Source organism: Ralstonia pickettii, assembly GCF_000607165.1.
GTDB classification, from domain to species: domain Bacteria; phylum Pseudomonadota; class Gammaproteobacteria; order Burkholderiales; family Burkholderiaceae; genus Ralstonia; species Ralstonia holmesii.
This window is the reverse complement of the sequence record NZ_JFZG01000009.1, coordinates 17,690-36,347: the sequence shown is the minus strand read 5'-3', so window position 1 is coordinate 36,347 and position 18,658 is coordinate 17,690. Positions and strand designations below refer to the sequence as shown.

Annotated in this window: 17 protein-coding genes; 6 read left to right on the top strand and 11 right to left on the bottom strand. The window is 64.4% G+C overall.

The features are described from left to right. Positions 1–128: 128 nt before the first annotated feature. Complete coding sequence (locus BG83_RS0114985) at positions 129–1,046, top strand: LysR family transcriptional regulator (RefSeq protein ID WP_024977511.1); 918 nt, start codon at positions 129–131, stop codon at positions 1,044–1,046. A 9-nt stretch (positions 1,047–1,055) separates the two neighbouring features. Here the strand turns inward: BG83_RS0114985 and BG83_RS0114980 are convergent, their stop codons facing one another. Beyond that, entirely contained in the window at positions 1,056–1,964 is a 909-nt protein-coding gene (locus BG83_RS0114980) for an alpha/beta fold hydrolase (RefSeq protein ID WP_024977510.1), read from the bottom strand. Between the two features lie 175 nt (positions 1,965–2,139). Continuing rightward, positions 2,140–3,210 carry an NAD(P)H-dependent flavin oxidoreductase gene (locus BG83_RS0114975; RefSeq protein ID WP_024977509.1) on the bottom strand — a complete coding sequence of 357 codons (1,071 nt, stop codon included), beginning with the start codon at positions 3,208–3,210 and terminating at the stop codon, positions 2,140–2,142. 148 nt (positions 3,211–3,358) lie between these two features. Here BG83_RS0114975 and BG83_RS0114970 point away from each other — a divergent pair, with 148 nt between their 5' ends. Together BG83_RS0114970 and BG83_RS0114965 are read left to right on the top strand one after the other, a co-directional pair. Then, the gene (locus BG83_RS0114970) at positions 3,359–3,952 is read left to right on the top strand and encodes a CGNR zinc finger domain-containing protein (RefSeq protein ID WP_024977508.1); all 594 of its coding nucleotides are present in this window, start codon (positions 3,359–3,361) and stop codon (positions 3,950–3,952) included. 115 nt (positions 3,953–4,067) lie between these two features. After that, positions 4,068–4,832, top strand: a complete 765-nt coding sequence (locus BG83_RS0114965; protein ID WP_024977507.1) for an SDR family NAD(P)-dependent oxidoreductase — start codon at positions 4,068–4,070, stop codon at positions 4,830–4,832. Between the two features lie 324 nt (positions 4,833–5,156). On the opposite strand, the gene BG83_RS0114960 is transcribed toward BG83_RS0114965, so the two are convergent. From BG83_RS0114960 to BG83_RS0114945, 4 genes are all read right to left on the bottom strand, one after another. Then, positions 5,157–6,593: a M20/M25/M40 family metallo-hydrolase gene (locus BG83_RS0114960; protein WP_024977506.1), complete on the bottom strand. Its 1,437-nt coding sequence runs from the start codon at positions 6,591–6,593 to the stop codon at positions 5,157–5,159. A gap of 191 nt (positions 6,594–6,784) precedes the next feature. Further along, entirely contained in the window at positions 6,785–8,332 is a 1,548-nt protein-coding gene (locus BG83_RS0114955; protein WP_024977505.1) for a methyl-accepting chemotaxis protein, read from the bottom strand. Positions 8,333–8,539: 207 nt separating this feature from the next. Further along, positions 8,540–9,946, bottom strand: coding sequence for an alkaline phosphatase family protein (locus BG83_RS0114950; RefSeq protein WP_024977504.1), 1,407 nt, complete (start codon positions 9,944–9,946; stop codon positions 8,540–8,542). A 106-nt stretch (positions 9,947–10,052) separates the two neighbouring features. Next, a complete protein-coding gene (locus tag BG83_RS0114945; protein ID WP_024977503.1) occupies positions 10,053–11,312 on the bottom strand; it encodes an MFS transporter in 1,260 nt (419 codons plus the stop codon). An 89-nt stretch (positions 11,313–11,401) separates the two neighbouring features. Between BG83_RS0114945 and BG83_RS0114940 the strand changes: the two genes are divergently transcribed. The 3 genes from BG83_RS0114940 (at position 11,402) to BG83_RS0114930 (ending at position 14,013) form a co-directional block, all read left to right on the top strand. Further along, positions 11,402–12,382 (top strand): GlxA family transcriptional regulator, encoded by a 981-nt coding sequence (locus tag BG83_RS0114940; RefSeq protein ID WP_024977502.1) that lies wholly within the window; start codon positions 11,402–11,404, stop codon positions 12,380–12,382. Positions 12,383–12,446: 64 nt separating this feature from the next. After that, positions 12,447–13,112, top strand: coding sequence for a glutathione S-transferase (locus BG83_RS0114935; protein WP_024977501.1), 666 nt, complete (start codon positions 12,447–12,449; stop codon positions 13,110–13,112). Between the two features lie 40 nt (positions 13,113–13,152). After that, a complete protein-coding gene (locus tag BG83_RS0114930) occupies positions 13,153–14,013 on the top strand; it encodes a class I SAM-dependent methyltransferase (protein ID WP_024977500.1) in 861 nt (286 codons plus the stop codon). A gap of 12 nt (positions 14,014–14,025) precedes the next feature. On the opposite strand, the gene BG83_RS0114925 is transcribed toward BG83_RS0114930, so the two are convergent. From BG83_RS0114925 to BG83_RS0114905, 5 genes are all read right to left on the bottom strand, one after another. Then, complete coding sequence (locus BG83_RS0114925; protein ID WP_024977499.1) at positions 14,026–14,358, bottom strand: hypothetical protein; 333 nt, start codon at positions 14,356–14,358, stop codon at positions 14,026–14,028. A gap of 118 nt (positions 14,359–14,476) precedes the next feature. Further along, on the bottom strand, positions 14,477–14,842 hold the full coding sequence (locus tag BG83_RS0114920) for a response regulator (RefSeq protein WP_024977498.1): 366 nt from the start codon (positions 14,840–14,842) through the stop codon (positions 14,477–14,479). Positions 14,843–14,871: 29 nt separating this feature from the next. Continuing rightward, the gene (locus BG83_RS0114915) at positions 14,872–15,405 is read right to left on the bottom strand and encodes a hypothetical protein (protein ID WP_024977497.1); all 534 of its coding nucleotides are present in this window, start codon (positions 15,403–15,405) and stop codon (positions 14,872–14,874) included. Between the two features lie 11 nt (positions 15,406–15,416). Next, complete coding sequence (locus BG83_RS0114910) at positions 15,417–16,133, bottom strand: methyl-accepting chemotaxis protein (RefSeq protein ID WP_037031944.1); 717 nt, start codon at positions 16,131–16,133, stop codon at positions 15,417–15,419. Beyond that, positions 16,133–18,517, bottom strand: coding sequence for a HAMP domain-containing protein (locus tag BG83_RS0114905; RefSeq protein ID WP_024977495.1), 2,385 nt, complete (start codon positions 18,515–18,517; stop codon positions 16,133–16,135). The genes BG83_RS0114910 and BG83_RS0114905 overlap by 1 nt, the downstream gene beginning before the upstream one ends. Between the last annotated feature and the right edge of the window lie 141 nt (positions 18,518–18,658).

Genomic DNA, 18,658 nt, shown 5'->3' with positions numbered 1-18,658 from the left:
CGGTCTGCGCGGTATTCCGACGCGCGCAGCCCCGCCCAGCGACACTGTACAGCGCTGATCCATTGCCCGCGACAACGTCCGGGCAGCGCCTATGCTTCAATGCGATTCGACCGCAACCCTGTACCACCATGAAGCGATTCGACGACCTGTACCTCTTCACGCGCGTCGTGGAAGCCGGCGGTTTTTCCGCTGCCGAGCGCGCCACGGGCATCCCCAAGTCACGTCTGAGCCGGCGCATTGCCGAGTTGGAGGTGCAGCTCGGCACGCGGCTGCTGCAGCGTTCAAGCCATCGCGTATCGGTCACGCCGGTGGGCGAAGCGGTGTATCGGCACGCTCGCGACATGGCCGATGCGTCAGCGGCCATTGAAGCGCTGGCCGGCGCAGCACGCAGCGAACCGGCCGGCGTGCTGCGCGTCGGCACGTCGCCTTTGCTGGCGGAAACGCTGGTGGCCGGCTGGCTGGCCGAATTTGCCGATGCACATCCGAAGCTGCGCATCGAGCTGGACTTGTCCAACACCTACGTCGACCTGATCGAGCAGCGCATTGACGTGGCGATCCGCGCAGCCACGGGGCCGCTGCCCTCACGCGATGTGGTGGCGCGGCATCTGGTGGTCTCGCCGCGCGTGCTGGTGGCCAGCCCCGCGTTGATTGCCCGTGTGGGTGAGCCCGACACGCCCGCCGCGCTGGAAGATTTCCCGTGCCTGGGGCAAGGCTCGCTCGCCCGCAGCCGTGATTGGATATTGCAGGATGCGCGCGGCCATCGGCTCGCGCTGCCGATTCGCCCGCGCTTTGCCAGCGACAACATCATCGCCCTGCGCGAAGCCGCCATAGCGGGGCTTGGCCTGGCCATCCTGCCGCAGCATTGCTGCCATGCGGCGCTTAACAGTGGCCACCTGCGCACGGTGCTGCCGGGGTGGACACCCGAGCCGGCCGACCTGCACGCACTCTATCCATCGCGTGCAGGCGTGCCGCCTTCGGTGAAGGCGCTGGTGGCGTTCCTGCGCGAGCGCTTTGCCGCGGAAGCCACCATGCAACCGATGACGTGAACCCACGCGTTACTTCACCACGCGACCAAGAAAGTCGAGCATGCGCGCACCAATTTCCGCATGGTGCGTCTCCAGCGCAAAGTGGCCGCTGTCGACAAAGTGGATCTCCGCCTCCGGCAGGTCGCGCTTGAAGGCCTCCGCGCCGGGCGGAATGAAGATGGTGTCATTGCGCCCCCACACCGCCAGCAGCGGTGGGCGATGCGCGCGAAAGTACGCGTGCAGTGTCGGATACAGCGCCACGTTGCTCGCGTAATCCAGGAACAGATCCATCTGGATGTCGAGCTGGCCCGGGCGGCTCAGAAAATACTGGTCGAGCAGGTAGCCATCCGGTGCCACGCGCGTCGGGTCTGGCACGCCATTCAGGTATTGCCACTGGGTCATCTCATCCGAAACGATCGCATGCAACTCACGGCGATGCGCTTCGTCCGGGTTGTCCCAATAGGCCTTGACTGGCGCCCACGGCCCCTCGCCCAGGCCTTCCTCATAGCCGTTGCCGTTTTGCGTGACGATGGCGCTGATGCGCTCCGGATGCGCCGTCGCCAGGCGCCAACCGACCGGCGCGCCGTAGTCGAACACGTAGATTGCGTAACGCGACAAACCGATCGCCTGCGTAAAGCCGTCTACCACGCGCGCCAGGTTGTCGAACGTGTAGCGGAAGCCGCTCGGCACCTGCGTCAGGCCAAAGCCGGGAAAATCCGGCGCCACCACGTGATAGCGCTCCGCCAACTGGGGGATGAGGTTGCGGAACATATGCGACGCGCTGGGAAAACCGTGCAGCAACAGCACGGTCGGCGCATCGGCGGGGCCGGCCTCCCGATAGAACACGCGCACACCCTCGACATCCACCGTGCGGTGGCGCACGGCGCTTGGGGCATACGCATCGACAACCAGATCAGCGGTTCGGGCAGGGGCGTTCATGGCAAGGCTCCGGGATGGGTTTCGGGGAAACAGCAGCGAAACCATCGTAACCTTTGAAATTACATTTCACAAGTTACATAAAATTTTCCCATCGCTCGCATACCGATTTGTGATGCGAAATAAAACGGGCACGCCGTCTGGCGTGCCCGCGCGGGAGACGATGCAACAGAAAAACTCAGGTGAGCCGTTCGAGCGCCTGGGCGGCAATGCGCCGCGTGATGGCTTCTGCCGAGTCTTCCGTGGCCAGCCGGCCGGCCTGGCCCGACCACAGGTTGATGAAATCGCCCGAGCCGGTGGGCTCCGTCTTGGCGCGCAACGGCGCCAATGCACCGCCGGCCGTGGGGAAGGCCGGGGCAAACGTGCTCATCGGGCCGATCTCACGCATCAGCCGGTTGACGATGCCGCGCGCCGGCCGTCCGGTGAACAGGTTGGTGAGGGCGGTGTCGGCATCCGTTGCCTGCTTGAGCGCCGCGCGATGAATGGCCGAAGTCTTGGCCTCCGGCGACAACATATAGGCGGTACCGATCTGCACCGCCGATGCCCCCAGCGCCAATGCCGCCACCACACCGCGCGCATCGCCGATGCCACCCGCTGCGATGATGGGCACCTTCACCGCATCCGCCACCTGCGGCACCAGCGCGAACGTGCCGACCTGCGATTCGATCGTCTTGGCGAGGAACATGCCGCGATGGCCGCCCGCCTCGTTGCCCATCGCGATGATGGCGTCTACGCCGCGCGCTTCCAGCCAGCGCGCCTCTTCCACGGTGGTGGCGGCGGAGATGACCTTCGCCCCCGCGGCCTTCACGCGGGCCTGCAACGCCGGCGAGGGCAGGCCGAAATGGAAGCTCACCACCTCCGGCTTCAGTTCCTCCACCAGCGCGCAGGTGGCTTCGTCGAACGGCGCGCGGTTCACGGCCGGCGCTTGCGCGTTCAAGTCGATACCGAACTCGGCGTAGTAGGGCGCCAGATGGGCACGCCATCTGGCATCGCGCTCGGGGTCCGGCTGGGGCGGCGTGTGGCAGAAGAAATTCAGGTTGATGGGGCCGCGCATGGCCGCCCGAAACTGCTCGACCTGCTGGCGGATCTGCTCGACGCTGAGCATCGCGCAAGGCAGCGAACCAAGGCCGCCGCCACGTGCCACGGCAATCGCCAACTCCACGCCGGCCACACCCGCCATCGGCCCCAGCACGATGGGCACTTCGATATTGAACAACTCCAGCACGCGTGCATCAGGCCATGCGCTCATGATCATCTCCGGCAAGAAACGTGGACGACACATGGTAATGCGGCGGGCTTTTCACCGGATTGGGCCGTTGAAACGTGCATGCAACAAGTAACTGGAATATCACGTTAAATTGGTTACAATTCCACCGTCCGTTTGCTTGCAGACCACCATGTCCTCACCTGCCGCCGCCCCCGCCCCCGCCGCCGATAAGCCCCTGCTGATCGCCGACGACCCGGTCCTGGACATGCTCAACACCGTGGCCAACATCAACGGCCACCCGCACGATTTCTGGCAGAACGACGCCGATGTCTCCGATTGGCTGGTGCGCGCGGGCTGGCTCGTTGAGCCGGTGGCAGGCCGCTACCCTCCTGGCGTGCTGCTGGCTGTGGCGCGGCACCTGCGCGAGGTGATTCGCACATTGGTGGAAGCACGCAAGGCGGGCCGTGTAGCCAGCGCCGATGCGCTCAACGTGTTCCTGCGGCAGGCGCCGAGCCATCCAGTGCTGGTATGGGAAAGCGGCACCCCGCGTGTCGAACGCGTGCGCCCGACCGATTCAGTCGAACAATGCCTGGCGCCGCTGGCCGAAGCCGCCGCGCACCTGCTAGCCGAGGGCGATTTCCAGCTCGTGCGCGTGTGCGAACACCCCGAATGCACGCTGTGGTTTTACGACCGTACAAAGTCGCACAAGCGCCGCTGGTGCAGCATGGCGGTCTGCGGCAACCGCCACAAAGTGGCCGAATACCGCAAGCGGCAGCAAGGCTGATCGCACTTCGCTCGTTCCAATGCTGGAACGCCGCGTCGCGGCCAAACGGGCTGCGCATCAGCCCGCCGGTTCGTAATCTGTTCTCCCGAAACATTCAGCGCCTCAGGAGAACAGCATGTCTCAAACTCAATCCACACCCGCACAACGCCTCGCAGGTCGCACGGCTATCGTCACCGGAGGCTCTCGCGGCATTGGCGCCGCCGTGGCGCATCGACTGGCGGCCGACGGCGCACGCGTGGCCGTGGTCTATCGCAGCAACGCTGCGGAAGCCGACGCCGTGGTCAACGCCATCCGCGGCACCGGCGCACAAGCCATTGCCGTACAAGCCGACGTGAGCGATGCCCTGTCCGTCGACGCAATGGTGAGCACCGTGCGCGAGGCCTTCGGCGCCATCGACATCCTCGTCAACAACGCCGGCATCCTGGAAAGCCAGTTGGTCGGCAGCATCGATCTCGCATCATTCGACGCGCAGTTCCGCACCAATGCCTTCTCGACGATTCTCGTGACGCAGGCGGTGCTGCCGCATGTGCCGGCACGCGGCGGGCATATCGTGAACGTGTCGTCGAGCCTGGTGTACCGGCCCCGATCGGGGCTTGCGGTGTATGCGGCAAGCAAGGCCGCCGTCAGCGCCCTCACCCACGCGTTTGCGGTGGAACTGGGCTCGCGCAACATCACCGTCAACGCCGTGGCACCCGCGCTCACGCGCACCGACATGACTGCCCCGATTCCCGATGAAGTCAAAGCGCGCATGCGCGAATCGACACCAATGGGCCGTCTGGCAGAGCCGGACGACATCGCCGACGCCATCGCCTTCCTGGCCTCCGACGACGCCCGCTGGATCACCGGCCGCACCTTGATGACCGACGGCGGATTCATCTAAGAAGCAACCGTCTAAAGACGCTCGCCGCGCCGCCAACCCCGGCGCCCAGAAGGGGTGGCCGTACCCTGCCCTAAATGGCGCCTTGAATTTCTGTTGCAGGGAGGAAAAAGAGAGGAGGCTGTCTGAGCGCAGCGAGTTTGCCTCCTCTCCCTCTCTGCGACAGAAATTCAAGGAGTGGGTCGCCATCTCGGGCGCGCCTTTCTTTGCCTACCTTTCTTTGGCAAGACAAAGAAAGTAGGTCGGCCCCGGCAGGGGACGAAACCCAACACAAACCAGCACCAACCAGCCGCGCCCGCAAAAAAAGCAAGCGCAGCGCCCGACAACTCACTCAGCCAACTGCCTCACAAGCCGATAAAGAAACTCCCGCCCGTCATACAAGCGCGCAATCTCGATGCGCTCATCCAGACCATGCGTGCGCAAGTCAGCCGGCTCGGTAAACAGCCCCGACACCCCATACATCGGAATACCGGCATTGCGCATGAACCGGCTGTCGGTCGCCCCCGTGCTCATCGCCGGAATCACCGGCACATTCCACATCTGCTGCGTCAGCGCCTCCACCGTCTTCACCAGGTCGCCATTGAGCGGCGACGCGGGGCTCGCAAGCGGCTTGTTGACGTAGCGCACGCTGATCTTCTCGTTGCCGATCACCTGCTTCAACTGACGATCAATATCGGCCGGATCATCGTGCGGCAGGATGCGGCAATTGACGGTGGCCTTGGCCGATTGCGGCAGCGCATTCTCTGCATGGCCGGCATTGACCATCGTGGCCACGCAGGTGGTGCGCAACTGCGCGTTGTAGAACGGAATGGCCGAGAGCCGATCGATCGCAGCCTGGTCCGGCTTGCCGGTACCGACCGAACGCATGTCGTCCGCCAGCTGCCCCGTGGCCAGCGGCGCGCTGCGTGCGAAGTAGGTCTGCGTCACGTCGGCCAGCTTGACGGGAAACTGATACGCCCCCAACCGATCCAGCGCGGCTGACAACGCATAGATCGGGTTCGTCTTCGTCGGCACCGAGCTGTGGCCGCCCACGTCACGCACTTCAAGCTCGTACGTCGTGTACATCTTCTCGGCCACCTGAATGCGATGGAGCACCGGCTTGCCATTGCGCAACTCGCCACCACCGCCTTCGTTGATGCCGAACTCGGCCTTCACCAGCTCGGGCTTGTTATTGACGATCCAGTACGCGCCGTTGGTCGGCACATCGCCGCGCTCCTCATCGGTGGTCAACGCCAGGATGATGTCGCGCGATGGCTTGAAGCCTTCCTGTTTAAGCTGCCCCAGCACCGACACGAAGGCCGAGGCCATCGCCTTGTCGTCAATCGCGCCACGCGCGGTGAAATAGCCGTCAGTCTCCTGCAGCTTGAAGGGGTCGGTCTTCCAGTCTTCGCGCTTGGCTTCCACCACGTCAATGTGGGCAAGCAGCAGCATCGGCTTCTTGGCGCCGCTGCCCTTGAAGCGCAGCACCAGGTTGCCCTTCTTCGGGAACGGCTCAAGCACCTGTATGTCGGCAGCGGCAAACCCCGCGTCGCGCAGGCGCTTTTCCATCGCATGCGCAGCGTTGGTTGTGTCACCGGCCGAATGCGTCGTGTTGATCTCGACCAGCTCTTTGTAGATGTCGTGATAGCGCTGCTGCTCGGGCGTGAGCGTGGTGGGCGCGGGCTTGCTGGCGGGGATGGTCTGAGCGAACGCGCCAGCGCTGCATGCCAACACAGCTGCAGACACCAAGGCGCGAACGGGAACACGACGACACTGGAAACGCATGACACCTCCGGATAATCGTTATGTGAACCGGCTCATGGCGCGTAGCGAGCGGCTCGGGGGGCGTGGCAGGACCATGAGCGGCTTCTGAGTGCACCGCATAAAACAAAGCGGGGCCGACCCGAAGGCCGACCCCGCAGTGTAGCGCCGCGGCAGCCATTTCGCTGCCAGGGCAACCCATCAGGAATCGTGCGTTACATCGCCACGCGGAACACCGCCACAGCGCGGCGCAGCTCGTCCGCTTGTTCCTCCAGTGCCTGTGCAGCGGCTGCGGCCTGCTCGACCAGCGCCGCGTTCTGCTGCGTCACGTCGTCCATCTGCGTGACCGCCTCATTGATCTGCTCGATGCCGGTGCTTTGCTCAGCCGAGCCCGCGCTGATCTCGCCCATGATGTCGGTCACGCGCTTTACGGCCACGACGATCTCTTCCATCGTCTTGCCTGCACGCGCCACCAGTGTCGAGCCCGACTCCACACGCGTGGCGGAGTCTTCGATCAGCGATTTGATCTCCTTCGCGGCACCCGCACTGCGCTGCGCCAGCGTGCGCACTTCACCGGCCACCACGGCAAAGCCGCGGCCCTGTTCGCCTGCACGCGCGGCTTCCACCGCAGCGTTGAGCGCCAGGATGTTGGTCTGGAACGCAATGCCTTCGATCACGGCGATGATGTCGGTGATCTTGCGCGACGATTCGCTGATCTCGCCCATGGTGGTTACCACATCCTGCACGACGGCACCGCCCTCCACGGCAATCTCGGAGGCGCTGACCGCCAGCGTGCTCGCCTGACGCGCGTTGTCGGCGTTCTGCTTCACGATGCTCGTGAGCTCTTCCATGCTCGAGGCGGTTTCTTCCAGCGAGCTGGCCTGCTCTTCCGTGCGCTGCGACAGATTGGTGTTGCCCGCTGCGATCTGCTGCGTGGCCGAGGCGATCGACTCGCTGCCGCGACGCACCGTCACCACGGTCTCCTTCAGCTTGGCTTGCATCTGTTGCAGGCCTTCCATCAGCAGGCCCATCTCGTCACGCGAGTGGATGCGTACGTTGGTGGTCAGGTTGCCGCCCGAGATCTCATGGAAGTGCACCAGCATCTCTTCAAGCGGGCGCGAGATGGCACGCGAGAGCACGAGGTAGCACGCAGCCGCCAGCGCCACACCCACGGCAATCACGATGATGAATGCCCACACCAGGCCGTCGAAGAACGACTGCGCCTTACCGTAGGACGAAGCGGCCACCTCAGCTTGAATGGCGCTCAGTCGATCGGCCTTGATGGCGTACGGGACGAACAGTTCGTACAGCTTGTCGAGCACCAGCGGGCGCGCGGCAGCGTAATCGTGGCGGTCGAACGCCGCCAGAGCCGGCTTCAGGCCGTCGTTGAAGAACGCATCGCGCAGGCGCTTGGCCTCGCCGGCGGTCTGCTCTTCCTCGGGCGTCGCAAACGGCAGGGCGCTGTAGGCATTCCAACCGTCGTCGCTTGCCTTGACCTGTTCGCGGGCGGCCTTCACCAAGTCGGCGATCTTCGCGTCATCCGTTTCATAGACGGCACGATCCAGCGCCGTACGGACTTGCACCAGCCTCGAAATGGCCTGACCCAGCGCACGTGTGGATGCGAGCTGATTCGAATAGGTTTCCTTCAGCGCGTTGTTGGAGCGCATGTTGCCGTACAACCCGAGCGCGCCGACGCCCGCCAGGAATACAGCCAAAACAAACAGGACCAGCGCCAGCCGGGCCTTGATGGAGAGCGTCTTCATATCTGCCGTGGATTGCTAAGAACAAAACGTCGCGAGCCCAGACGGGGCGCCGACTTTAGCCAAATTAACGACAGATACTCAGCGTTCTTTAATCAATATGTCCGGGTTTGTACTGAATATACGGCGCATACAGCGCACTGCTGAACGCACTTCGCACACTGCACGTACGCGCGCTCAACGGGTGAAACATTCGCGCTGCTTTCACGATCATTGCCCCGCGTGCGGCATGTCCATCGACGCGAGCACATCCTTGATGTGCTGTGCCGCCTGCTGGGCATTCTGCGCAGCGGGGACGGGCGGCTGTTGATCGGTCGACAAGTTGCGCACGTGGTCATCGATGCTGATGCCGGTGCCCAGCGGCGCCAGCATCGCCGCCGATTCGTGCATGGCCCATTGGAAGTCATTGAGCGGCGCGTTGCGGGCGGCCTGCAAGCCCGCCGGATTCGCAGCCATGGCACGCGCGACGACGGGCTCGCGGTTGTCATCGGGCGCGCTCAACTCCAGCACCTGCCCCAGGTTGGGCGCGCTGGCATCGCGGGCGGTGAGCGGCGTCCGGATGTTGTACCGCACGCGCAGTGTCTTGATGATGGCGGTGTGGTCGTACGGCTGCGCCACCGTCGAGCGGAAGATCGTGCCTTTGGGAATCCACGGCGACACCACCACCGCCGGCACGCGCACGCCCAGCCGGTCGAACGCGAAGAGCTGCCCCGGTTGCGGCGGGCTGGGCGGCACCACGGCGGGCGGAGGCACGTGGTCGAAACAGCCACCGTGCTCGTCGAAGGTGATGACGAGCATGGTCTGATGCCACTGCGGCGAGCTGCGCAGCGCGTTGTACACCTGCGCGACGAGCGCATCGCCGTAGCCGACGTCGTGCGGCGGATGCATATCGTTGGGCCAGTCGAGATCGGCAAAGTAGCGGGGCTCGATAAAGCTGTATGAGGGCAGCTTGCCGCTGGACGCATCGTCGAGAAAATCGTCGAACAGGTGAAAGTGGTCCAGATGCAGCCACAGCCGCGTCAGCGTGAGCGACTGCGCGAAGTCGTGGTAATAGACGGCCCAATCGTCGGGCACCGCGCCGTCGAGCACATTGAACAGCGTCGGCATGAGATACGGAAAGTGCACCGGCGAATTGTTCGGATAACCGTGCGCGGTACCGGTGTGCACAAAGAACCGATTGGGCCACGTCTGGCACGGCGCCGAGGCAAACCACGCATCGCACACGGCGTAGTTGCGCGCCAGCGTGCTGAGTGCGGGCACCTGGTCCGACGTGAAGAAATGCATGATGTCGCGCGGGTCGCCACCGTTCTTGGCGTAGTTGGTGGTGAAACCCTGCATGGTGGGCGTCTGGCCCAGCGGCATCTGCTGACCGAAGAGCTGCTGGTTGATGTCGGTGAACAGCTCGCCCGGGTCGGGGTTGGGCAGCGTCATCACGTTGGGCGGCGCGGGCGATGTCCATACGCGGATGGGCTGGCCGCCGCCGTCGGGGTTCGTCTCTTCGCCCGACAGGCCGTCGAACTCCGCGCTCTTTGAATACAGCGTGCCGAACAGGTTGTCGAACGACCGGTTCTCCAACATCAGCACGACCACGTGCTCGATTGCATCCAAGCCAGCCATGGCGGCCCCCTCGTTTCGTTGCGTTGCTTCGTTCTGCGGGCCCGCGCGGGGCGGCGCCCTGCGGGTCACTATAGGAAGAAACGAAGGGGATTGGCGTGGCGCGCGCCTACCGACGGTCCGCCGGCAGCACACGCCAAGCAATCAGCGCGCTCCCCGCTGTCACCAGCCACACCACGGGCCACGACGACCACGCCAGCAGTTGCGGCAGGCACAGCGATGTGATCCCGAGCGCCGCAAACGCGCCCGTGTTGCCCAGACCCAGCGCCGTGCCAGCACGCTGCGCACCGGCCAAGGTGGCCAGTTCGGTATAGCCCACGCCATGCCACGCCGATACGCAGATGCCGCCCGCCACCACGGCCGCTACCAGCGCAACGCGCATGACCGACAGATCGATCGACAGCGCCGACGTCATCCACGCCACGCCGGCCAGCACGACAAACAGCCCGGCGCTCAACCGCGCGCAGGTAAGCAGATAGGCGCGGCGATTGCCGTGACGGTCGGTCCAGCGCCCGCTCCAAACGCGCATGACGGCCGCCCCGCCCTGCACCGCTGCCATGGTCAGGCTGAGCGTGAGCACATTGGCGTGCGCAAAGTCGCGCAGGAACACCGTGGCGAAGGCGACAACCGCCCCTTGCGGCACGCACAGCAGCCCAATGGCCAAGGCCATGCGCAACAGCGTCGGATCGCGCAGCGGGCCCGTACCGCCAGGCGCCGCTGTGTGTGCAACCGCATTCACCGTGTCCGGTGCGTCATGCACCCACAACCACGTCAGCGCCGCAGTCAACGCACACGCCGCCGCCAGTACCCCATACACGGCGGCAAACCCGGCGTGCGCGGCCAGGCTCGGCAGCACCAGGGCGCCAATGCCGCCGCCCAGCGGAACGGCGGTCTGGCGGATGCTCATGGCCAGCCCCCGCTCGCCTTCGCGAAACCAGCCCATGACGGCGCGCCCGCTTGATCCGTTCACGCTGCCACCCAAGAGGCCCACACTCAGCATGCCGCCCACCAGCCACGCCAGCGGCGGCACGTGGCCATGCAGCGGCGCCACGCAACATGCCATCACGAACAGCGCCAGCGCGGTCAACCCAAGCCCCGTCAGCAGCACCGTGCGGTCGCCCCAGCGGTCGGTCAGCAAGCCCCACGGCAACTCGCTGATGGCGATGCCCAGTCCCAACGCGCCCAGTGCCACGCCCAGCTCCGCATTGCCCAGGTGATACGCCGAGCGGATAAACACGGCAGTCGTCGGGATGCCTGAGAACGCTGCCGAAAAGCTCGCATTGGCCGCCACGCCCACACCCAGCACCTTCCAGCGGTGATGGCGCGACATGGGCGTCGAAGTGGCCGGTAAGCACATCGCGGTTGTCATGATCGTTTCTCCAGAAATGCGTTTGACAGCAGCAGTCTGGCGGAGCAACATCAGGCCTAAATGACGTTAATCCCTCATTTCAAGACATCATGCGCAGAATCGGCTTTTTGGTGTTTCCGGGCTGCAGCCTGCTCGATTTCACCGGCCCGCTGACGGCCTTTGACGTGGCGAATCGACTCGCGCCGCAGCCGGCATATCGCATCGACGTGCTGTCCGAAAGCGGCACGCTGGTGCAGAGCGCGCCCGGCCTCGTCATGCAGACGCAGGGCCTGGACGATCCAGTCTTCGATACGTTGATCATCTCGGGCGGCAACGGCCCGCGCGAAGACGCGTTCTCGCCGCGGCTGATCGCCTTCGTGCGGGAAGCGGCCGAGCATTCGCGACGCATGACAAGCGTGTGTTCCGGCGCCTTTGCGCTGGCGGCGGCGGGCCTGCTCGATGGCCGGCGCGCAACCACACACTGGCGCATGGCAGCGCTGCTGCAGCGGCGCTATCCGCGCGTGCAGGTGCAGAGCGATCACATCTTCATTCACGACGGGCCGGTCTGGACGTCGGCCGGCATCTCGTCGGGCATCGACCTGGCGCTGGCGCTCATTGAGGAAGACCTGGGGGTCGACGTATCGCGCGCCGTGGCCCGCGAGCTGGTGGTCTACCACCGGCGGCCCGGCGGGCAATCGCAGTTCTCGACCTTGCTGGAGCTGGACCCGGCATCGAGCCGCATTGCACGTGCGCTGGGCTATGCGCGCGAACACCTGCATGAAGCGCTCGATGTCGACCGCCTGGCCGAAGTCGCCCACCTGAGCCGCCGGCAGTTCGACCGCGCCTTTGTGGCAGAGACCGGCCAGACGCCGGCCAAGGCCATCGAAAAGCTCCGTGCAGAAATCGCCCGGCCGCGCGTGGAAGCCGGCGATGAATCGCTGGAACAGGTCGCGCGCGCCGTGGGCTTTGCCGATCCGGAACGCATGCGGCGCGCGTTCATCCGCGTGTTCGGGCAGCCGCCGCAATCGGTGCGGCGCTCGGGGCGCTCCGGGCGATCGGGACGATCGGGCCACACACGCCTGGTGGCCTAGCACGCCGCGCCCATGCATCCGCTACCCTGACGCGCTTGAAATCCGTCACTTCGCATTCGCACCGATGTCCGACCGCCAAGACTTGCCCCTGCTCTACAGCTATCGCCGCTGCCCCTACGCCATGCGTGCGCGCCTGGCGATGCTGCAGGCCAATCGGCGCTTCCGGACGTTTGAGATCGTCATGCGCGACAAGCCTGCCGAACTGCTGGCGCTGTCTCCCAAGGGCACTGTTCCTGTCTTGCATTTGACAGACGGCAGCGTGCTGGAAGAGAGCCTCGACATCATGCGCTGGGCCTTCAACGCACGCGACGCCGATGGCTGGTGGAGCCGCGCGCAATCCGATGACAACCTCGCCCTGCTGCGTACCAACGACGGCGAGTTCAAACGCCAGCTCGATCGCTACAAGTACCCCGACCGCTATTCGCACGAGACCACGCCCCGCGAGACGGCCCGTGCTCGGGCAACAGAAGCCCTGCTGATACCGCTGGAATCACGCTTGCTGGATCAACGCTATCTTGGCGGCTCGACACCGTGCGCAACGGATCTGGCGATCTTCCCGTTCGTGCGGCAGTTTGCTGCGGTAGAGCCGGACTGGTTTGCCGGTCAGCCTTTGTCGGCAGTGCAGGCCTGGCTGGCCGAGTGGCTCGGCAGCCGCCTGTTCGAGGTCTGCATGACGAAGCAGCCCGTGCAGGCCGTTGCTGTGTTTCCCGAGTATCAGCATCCGAATTGATCACCTGATCGACTGATCCATCGATGGAGGCGTGTGTGCAATGAACGAACCACAGACAGCATCCCCCGACAGCACCGCAGCGCGCGTCGCATTGTGGCGCGCCTTGCATGTGCACAGCGATGCACCGCCGCACGTGCTGGAAGACGAGGTGGGCTTGAAGTTGCTGGATCCAGAACCCGGCTGGCAACAACGCGGCGACATGGACCCGCAGTTCACGCGTCCGTTTCGCGCGTCCATTGTGGCGCGCGCACGCTTTATCGAAGACCTCGTCATCGAACAAGCAGCCCGTGGTTTGAGCCAGTACGTGATTCTCGGGGCGGGACTGGACAGCTTTGCGCAGCGCCGGCCCGATGTGGCATCGCGCATGACGGTGTTTGAGGTCGATCAGCCGGGGCCGCAGGCCTGGAAGCGGCAGCGCCTGGAAGAACTGGGCTTCGGCGTTCCGCATTGGCTGCGCTTCGTTCCGGTGGATTTTGAGGCGCGCGAATCCTGGCAGGATGCGCTGGTCGCCGCCGGGTTTGATACGGGCAGGCCGGCCATTGTGGTGTCCACGGGCGTGAGCATGTATCTGTCGAAAGAAGCGAATGCGGCCACGCTGCGGCAGGTGGCGTCGCTTGCGCCGGGCTCGATGCTGGCGATGACGTTCCTGCTGCCGCTGGAGATGGCAGACCCGGACGTCCGGCCTGGCCTTGAGATGGCGGAGAAAGGTGCACGCGCGAGCGGCACGCCGTTCATCAGCTTCTTCACGCCGCCCGAAATATTCGCGCTGGCCCGCGAAAACGGCTTTCGCGATGCCCAGCACATTTCGGCAGACATGTTGACGGACCGCTATTTTGCAGGCCGCGCCGACGGCCTGCGCCCGCCGCGCAATGCCGAAGAGCTGCTCGTGGCCACGGTCTAGCCGCGCACGCGTCTACCGCTCGCGCAGCGGGCCGGGCAGTGCCTTCAGGCCAATCCACAGCACCCCAATGACTACGTTGACGGGCACGCTCAACGCGCTGGGCACGTAGAACAGCACCGACAGGCCCGGCGTGTTGAGCCCCAGTTCCAGCACGCCGCCCAGGGCGTAGAAAAGCAACCCGCACCAGAGCCAGCGCCGCATATAGGCCAGCAGCCAGTGCGCGTGCGCCTGATTGAAACGCCACGCGGCCGAGCGCTCGAACAGGTTGCCGCGGCTGGCGTCTTTGAACAGCCAGCCGAAGAAGAAGTAGCGGTACAGCAGCGTGCGAAAGGCGAGCTCTTGCATGATGGCTCCCTCGGCCAAACCAGCTTCAGGCAAGCAAGTTTGGCTCCAAAATCGCGCGGGCGCCATGCCCTCCAGCGCCGGGTTGATCATGAAGCACCCGGCCGTGCCGCCCCGTCTTTCAGCTTGCCAACTTCTTGAAGGTCTCCAGCACTGCGTCGCCTTTGAACGGCTTGACGATCCAGCCCTTCACGCCGGCGGCCTTGCCACGGTCTTTCATGGCAGGGCTGCTTTCGGTGGTGAGCATGATGACGTTGACCGTCTTGTTGCCCAGCTCACCGCGCACCTTTTCGACCATAGTCAGGCCGTCCATGTTGGGCATGTTCACGTCACTGATGACGAGTCTGACGCCGGGGTTGGCCTTGATCTTGGCCAGGCCGTCCTTGCCATCCACGGCGGTGTCCACCGCCAGACCGTGCTTCTTCAGAAAACCGGCCACCTCATCGCGGACGGTGCTCGAATCGTCGACAACCAGAATCTTGCTCATGACGCTTTCCTCGTTCTCAATCTATCCAATCAAAACAATTCCAACTCGCCGCCGGATTCCACTTCGCCGCTCACATCGGCCACGAAATCCAGCGGTGCATGGGCACACACGCACACGGTAGCGTCCACCCGCACCGTGTCGTTGATGGTGACCGCATAGGCGGCCACGTAGCCTGGCTTAAGCACGTCCAGATACGGCAGGCAGCGCGCGCTCACCACATAGGGCGTGGACATGCCAAGGTCGGGAAACACCTGCAGCAGTTCCTGGTTAAGCGCGCCGCAGCACAGGTTGCCGATTTCCAGACGCGCCTCTTCAAAAGAACGGCCCGCGCCTTCACCAGTGAAGTAGGCGCGCGTGGCGTCGGAGTCATCAAAGCGCAACACCAGCAGCAGGCGAAAGGCGATGGACGAGATGGTGAGGATGAGGGCGTCCTCGCCACTCAGGGTGTCACCTTCGGCTGCGGTGCTGATATGGCAGGTGTCTTCCGGCTGCCGCGTGAGCCGCGTACGTGCGGCCTTACGGAAGATGCGATCGAAACTGTCTTGTGCGTTGCTGCGGATCACGTCGGGCCTGCCTAGTGAAGCTGGTGTTGAAACTGGCTAGCCAGCGCCTCGACGCTCGACAGCGACGCGGTGATCATCTTGCCGCCCGCCTGGATGTCCTGGAACGTGGCGGTGGTGGTCAGATCGTTGAGGTGCAGGCTGTTCCGGTAGCTCTTCGACAGTTCTTCCGAACGCGCAGCCAGCGCGCGCACCTCGCTGGCCACCACGGCAAAACCCCGGCCCGCCGTGCCCGCACGCGCCGCCTCGATGGATGCATTGAGCGAGACGATCACGACATGCCGCACGATGGACTGCAGCTCCTGGTTCTTCGCGTGCATGTCGTGGTTCTGCTCCATGAGCGAGATCATCTGCTCATGCCAGCGCTCGAACGTCAGCGCCAGGCCCCGCAGGCGTGCGGCTTCTTCAGCAATCTTCGTGGCGCGGCTCGCCCACTGTTCCTTCGCTGCCGTGGCCGACTGCAGTTCGGTACGCAGTTGCTCGATGACTTCCAGTTGATCGGAAGCGGCATCGCGCATCTGGGCGACGGTGGTTTCCAGTGCGGCAACCTCACGCATGCCCGTTTCCACCAGCGCGGCGTGCCTTGCAAGCTCGACCGACAGATCAGCGATGCGGCCATCGGCATCGTCCAAGGTGCGCGCCATCGCACTCACCTTCCGTTGCCGGATCAGCCACACCAGCACACCAGCCACGGAGCCGCCGGTGATTACGGCCAGAACAATCGCCCCCATCACGATGCTTCCTTATCCAGATCCATGCGCACTGCCGGTTGCGCGCCGAGCGCAGCGTTCACGCTGTCGACTGCAAAACGTTCGGGCAGGCACACCACCGTCTGGAACTGGCGAAACGCAGCACCCTTGTTGTCGTCGGTAAAGCGCAGTTCGATGCGGCCATGCTCGCGCTTAAGGAACTCCAGCACGGCGTCCATGCCGACGCCGCGTCCGGACACTTCTGTCACCTTGTCGGCGGTCGAGAAGCCCGGACGGAAGATGCACTGCGCGATGTCTTCGTCGCTGGCGTGTTGGCCTGGGCCGATCCAGCCGCGCTCCATGGCGATGCTGCGGATGCGGTCGAGCGCAAGGCCCCGGCCGTCGTCACACAGCGTGATCTGGAGCATGCCCTGGTCCACACCGACGTCGATATCGATCGTGCCGGCAGCCGGCTTGCCGTGGGCGATACGCTCTTCCGCCGGTTCGATGCCGTGGTCGATCGAGTTGCGAAGCAGGTGCATGAACACGTTCTGCAGGATGCCGCGCGCCTCGGTGCGCACGCGATAGCCGTTGTCGTCGATGCGCACGGCCACAGGCTCCTTGCCCAGCTCTTGCGCCAGCGACGGCAGCGATTGCAACGCGCCGGACAACAGCGCGTCCACCGTCTCGCTGCCCAGCAGGCGCAGCAGTTGATAGACCGAATCGCGCATCGCCACGAGTTCGTGCAGGCTGCCCGGGTTGGCCGATTCCAGCAGGCGCAGGCTTTCTTGAATGCGCAGCATCGCGTCGGGAGCGGCTTGCGTGGCATGGCCTGACACCGCATCGCCCTTGCGGCCGAGCTTCACCTCATTGAGGCGGGCGTAGTTTTCGATGGCCTCGCGCACACGCGTCAGCTCTTCCATCAGCCAGTCCTGATCCCATGTGTGTTCGGTGTCAGGTTCGCGCAGCGCGTGGTAGGTCTGCTCGGTCTCGTGCACCACGTTGGTCAGATGCTGCAGGTTGTACGTGCGCGCATTGCCCTTGATGGTGTGCATGTTGCGGAACAGCGCCGCAATGGCCGCGCTGTCCGCCTGCGAATACTGGCGAATGATCCGTTCGTTCTCGTGCACAAATGTCGTGGAGCTGTCGATGAAGTGCTGGAACTTCTCCTGGCTCACCGCCAGGATCTCGCCGATCATCTCCAGGTTGCGGCGCTGCTCGCTGGCCTCGGCGGCCAGCTTGCGCAGCTCGGTTACATCGCGCACGCACAGCATCAGGCGCAGGATGGTGTCGCTCTCGTCGGTAATGGCCGACCACGACAGGTCGAGCGTCTTCACGCGCCCATCCGGCATGCGCTTTTCCACCTCGCTCGCCAGCAAATGCTGGTTGAACGCGAAGTTGATGATGTCCTGCCCGAGGCAGGCATCGACCGCCGCCTCCACCTGCGACAGCGTATCGGCGCCAAGGCTGGTATCGGCAAAGATCAGCTCCATCAACTTGCGGCCGGCGATCTCCTGCGTCTCAAAAATCGATTCGAGGTAGATCGAGTATTCCTCGTGCACCACGCCGCCATCGACCACGGTCAGGATGCCCTGCTGCATGTTCTGCAGCATCGCCTGGATGTCGGCCGTCTTCTGCTTGAGCAGCGCGGCGTTCTCCTGGATCTTCTCGATCATCTGGTTGAACGCGACAACAGAATGGCCGATCTCGTCCATGCGGCCCACCGGCACACGGCGCGTGAAGTCCTGGCTGGTGGCGATCTCGCTCATCTCAGCCTGCATGCGCGTGAGCGGACGCGTGATCTGGCGATACAGCAGCATGCCGATGGCGGTGAGCAGCACGATGGCCACGCCGCTCACCACGCCGATGGTGGTGGCTGTGTTCGCAAGCTTGCCGTTCAGGCCGGCGATGGCCTCGTCCTTCTCACGGTTTTTCTCGATGCGCAGCGTTTCGACAATCTTTTCCAGCACGTCGCGGTAGCTGGCCACGTTGGCAAACAAGAAGGCCTGTGCCAGCTCGTCCTTGCCCGCGAGCTTCATGTCGGTGGTCTGCTGGATGGCCTCGACATAGCTGTCGACGCTTTCCTTGGCCTGTGCAACCAGGCCTTCCTGCGCGTGGCTGTTGGCGCGCTTGGCTTGCACGTCCAACGCAGCGCGCAGCGCCGCTTCCTTGGCCTTCAGGTCGTCCCGGGCTTGCGCAACGATGTTACCGTCAGGGGCATACACCAGCACCATCGTCGCAAGCTGGACATCCTTGACGAGCGATACAAGATCAGCCGATGCCAGCGCGCTTGGCACCACGCCCTCGGTCACTTGGCGGACTTCTGCCGCGCTGCCCCGGGTCTGGTAGACCGCGTATCCGCCGATGGCCGCCAGCGCGGCAAACATCAGCACCACCAGCAATGTAATGCGATGACGAATGGTCATTTGAAATTCTCTCGATTCAGCCACCCCCTGAAAGAAGGGTGCCTCAATATGTTTTCCTAAACTCCGGAGGCGCAATTATTGAAGTCGAAAGATGACCAATCGATGACTGTCGCATCAACCATCCGGGCATTGCGGCATTGA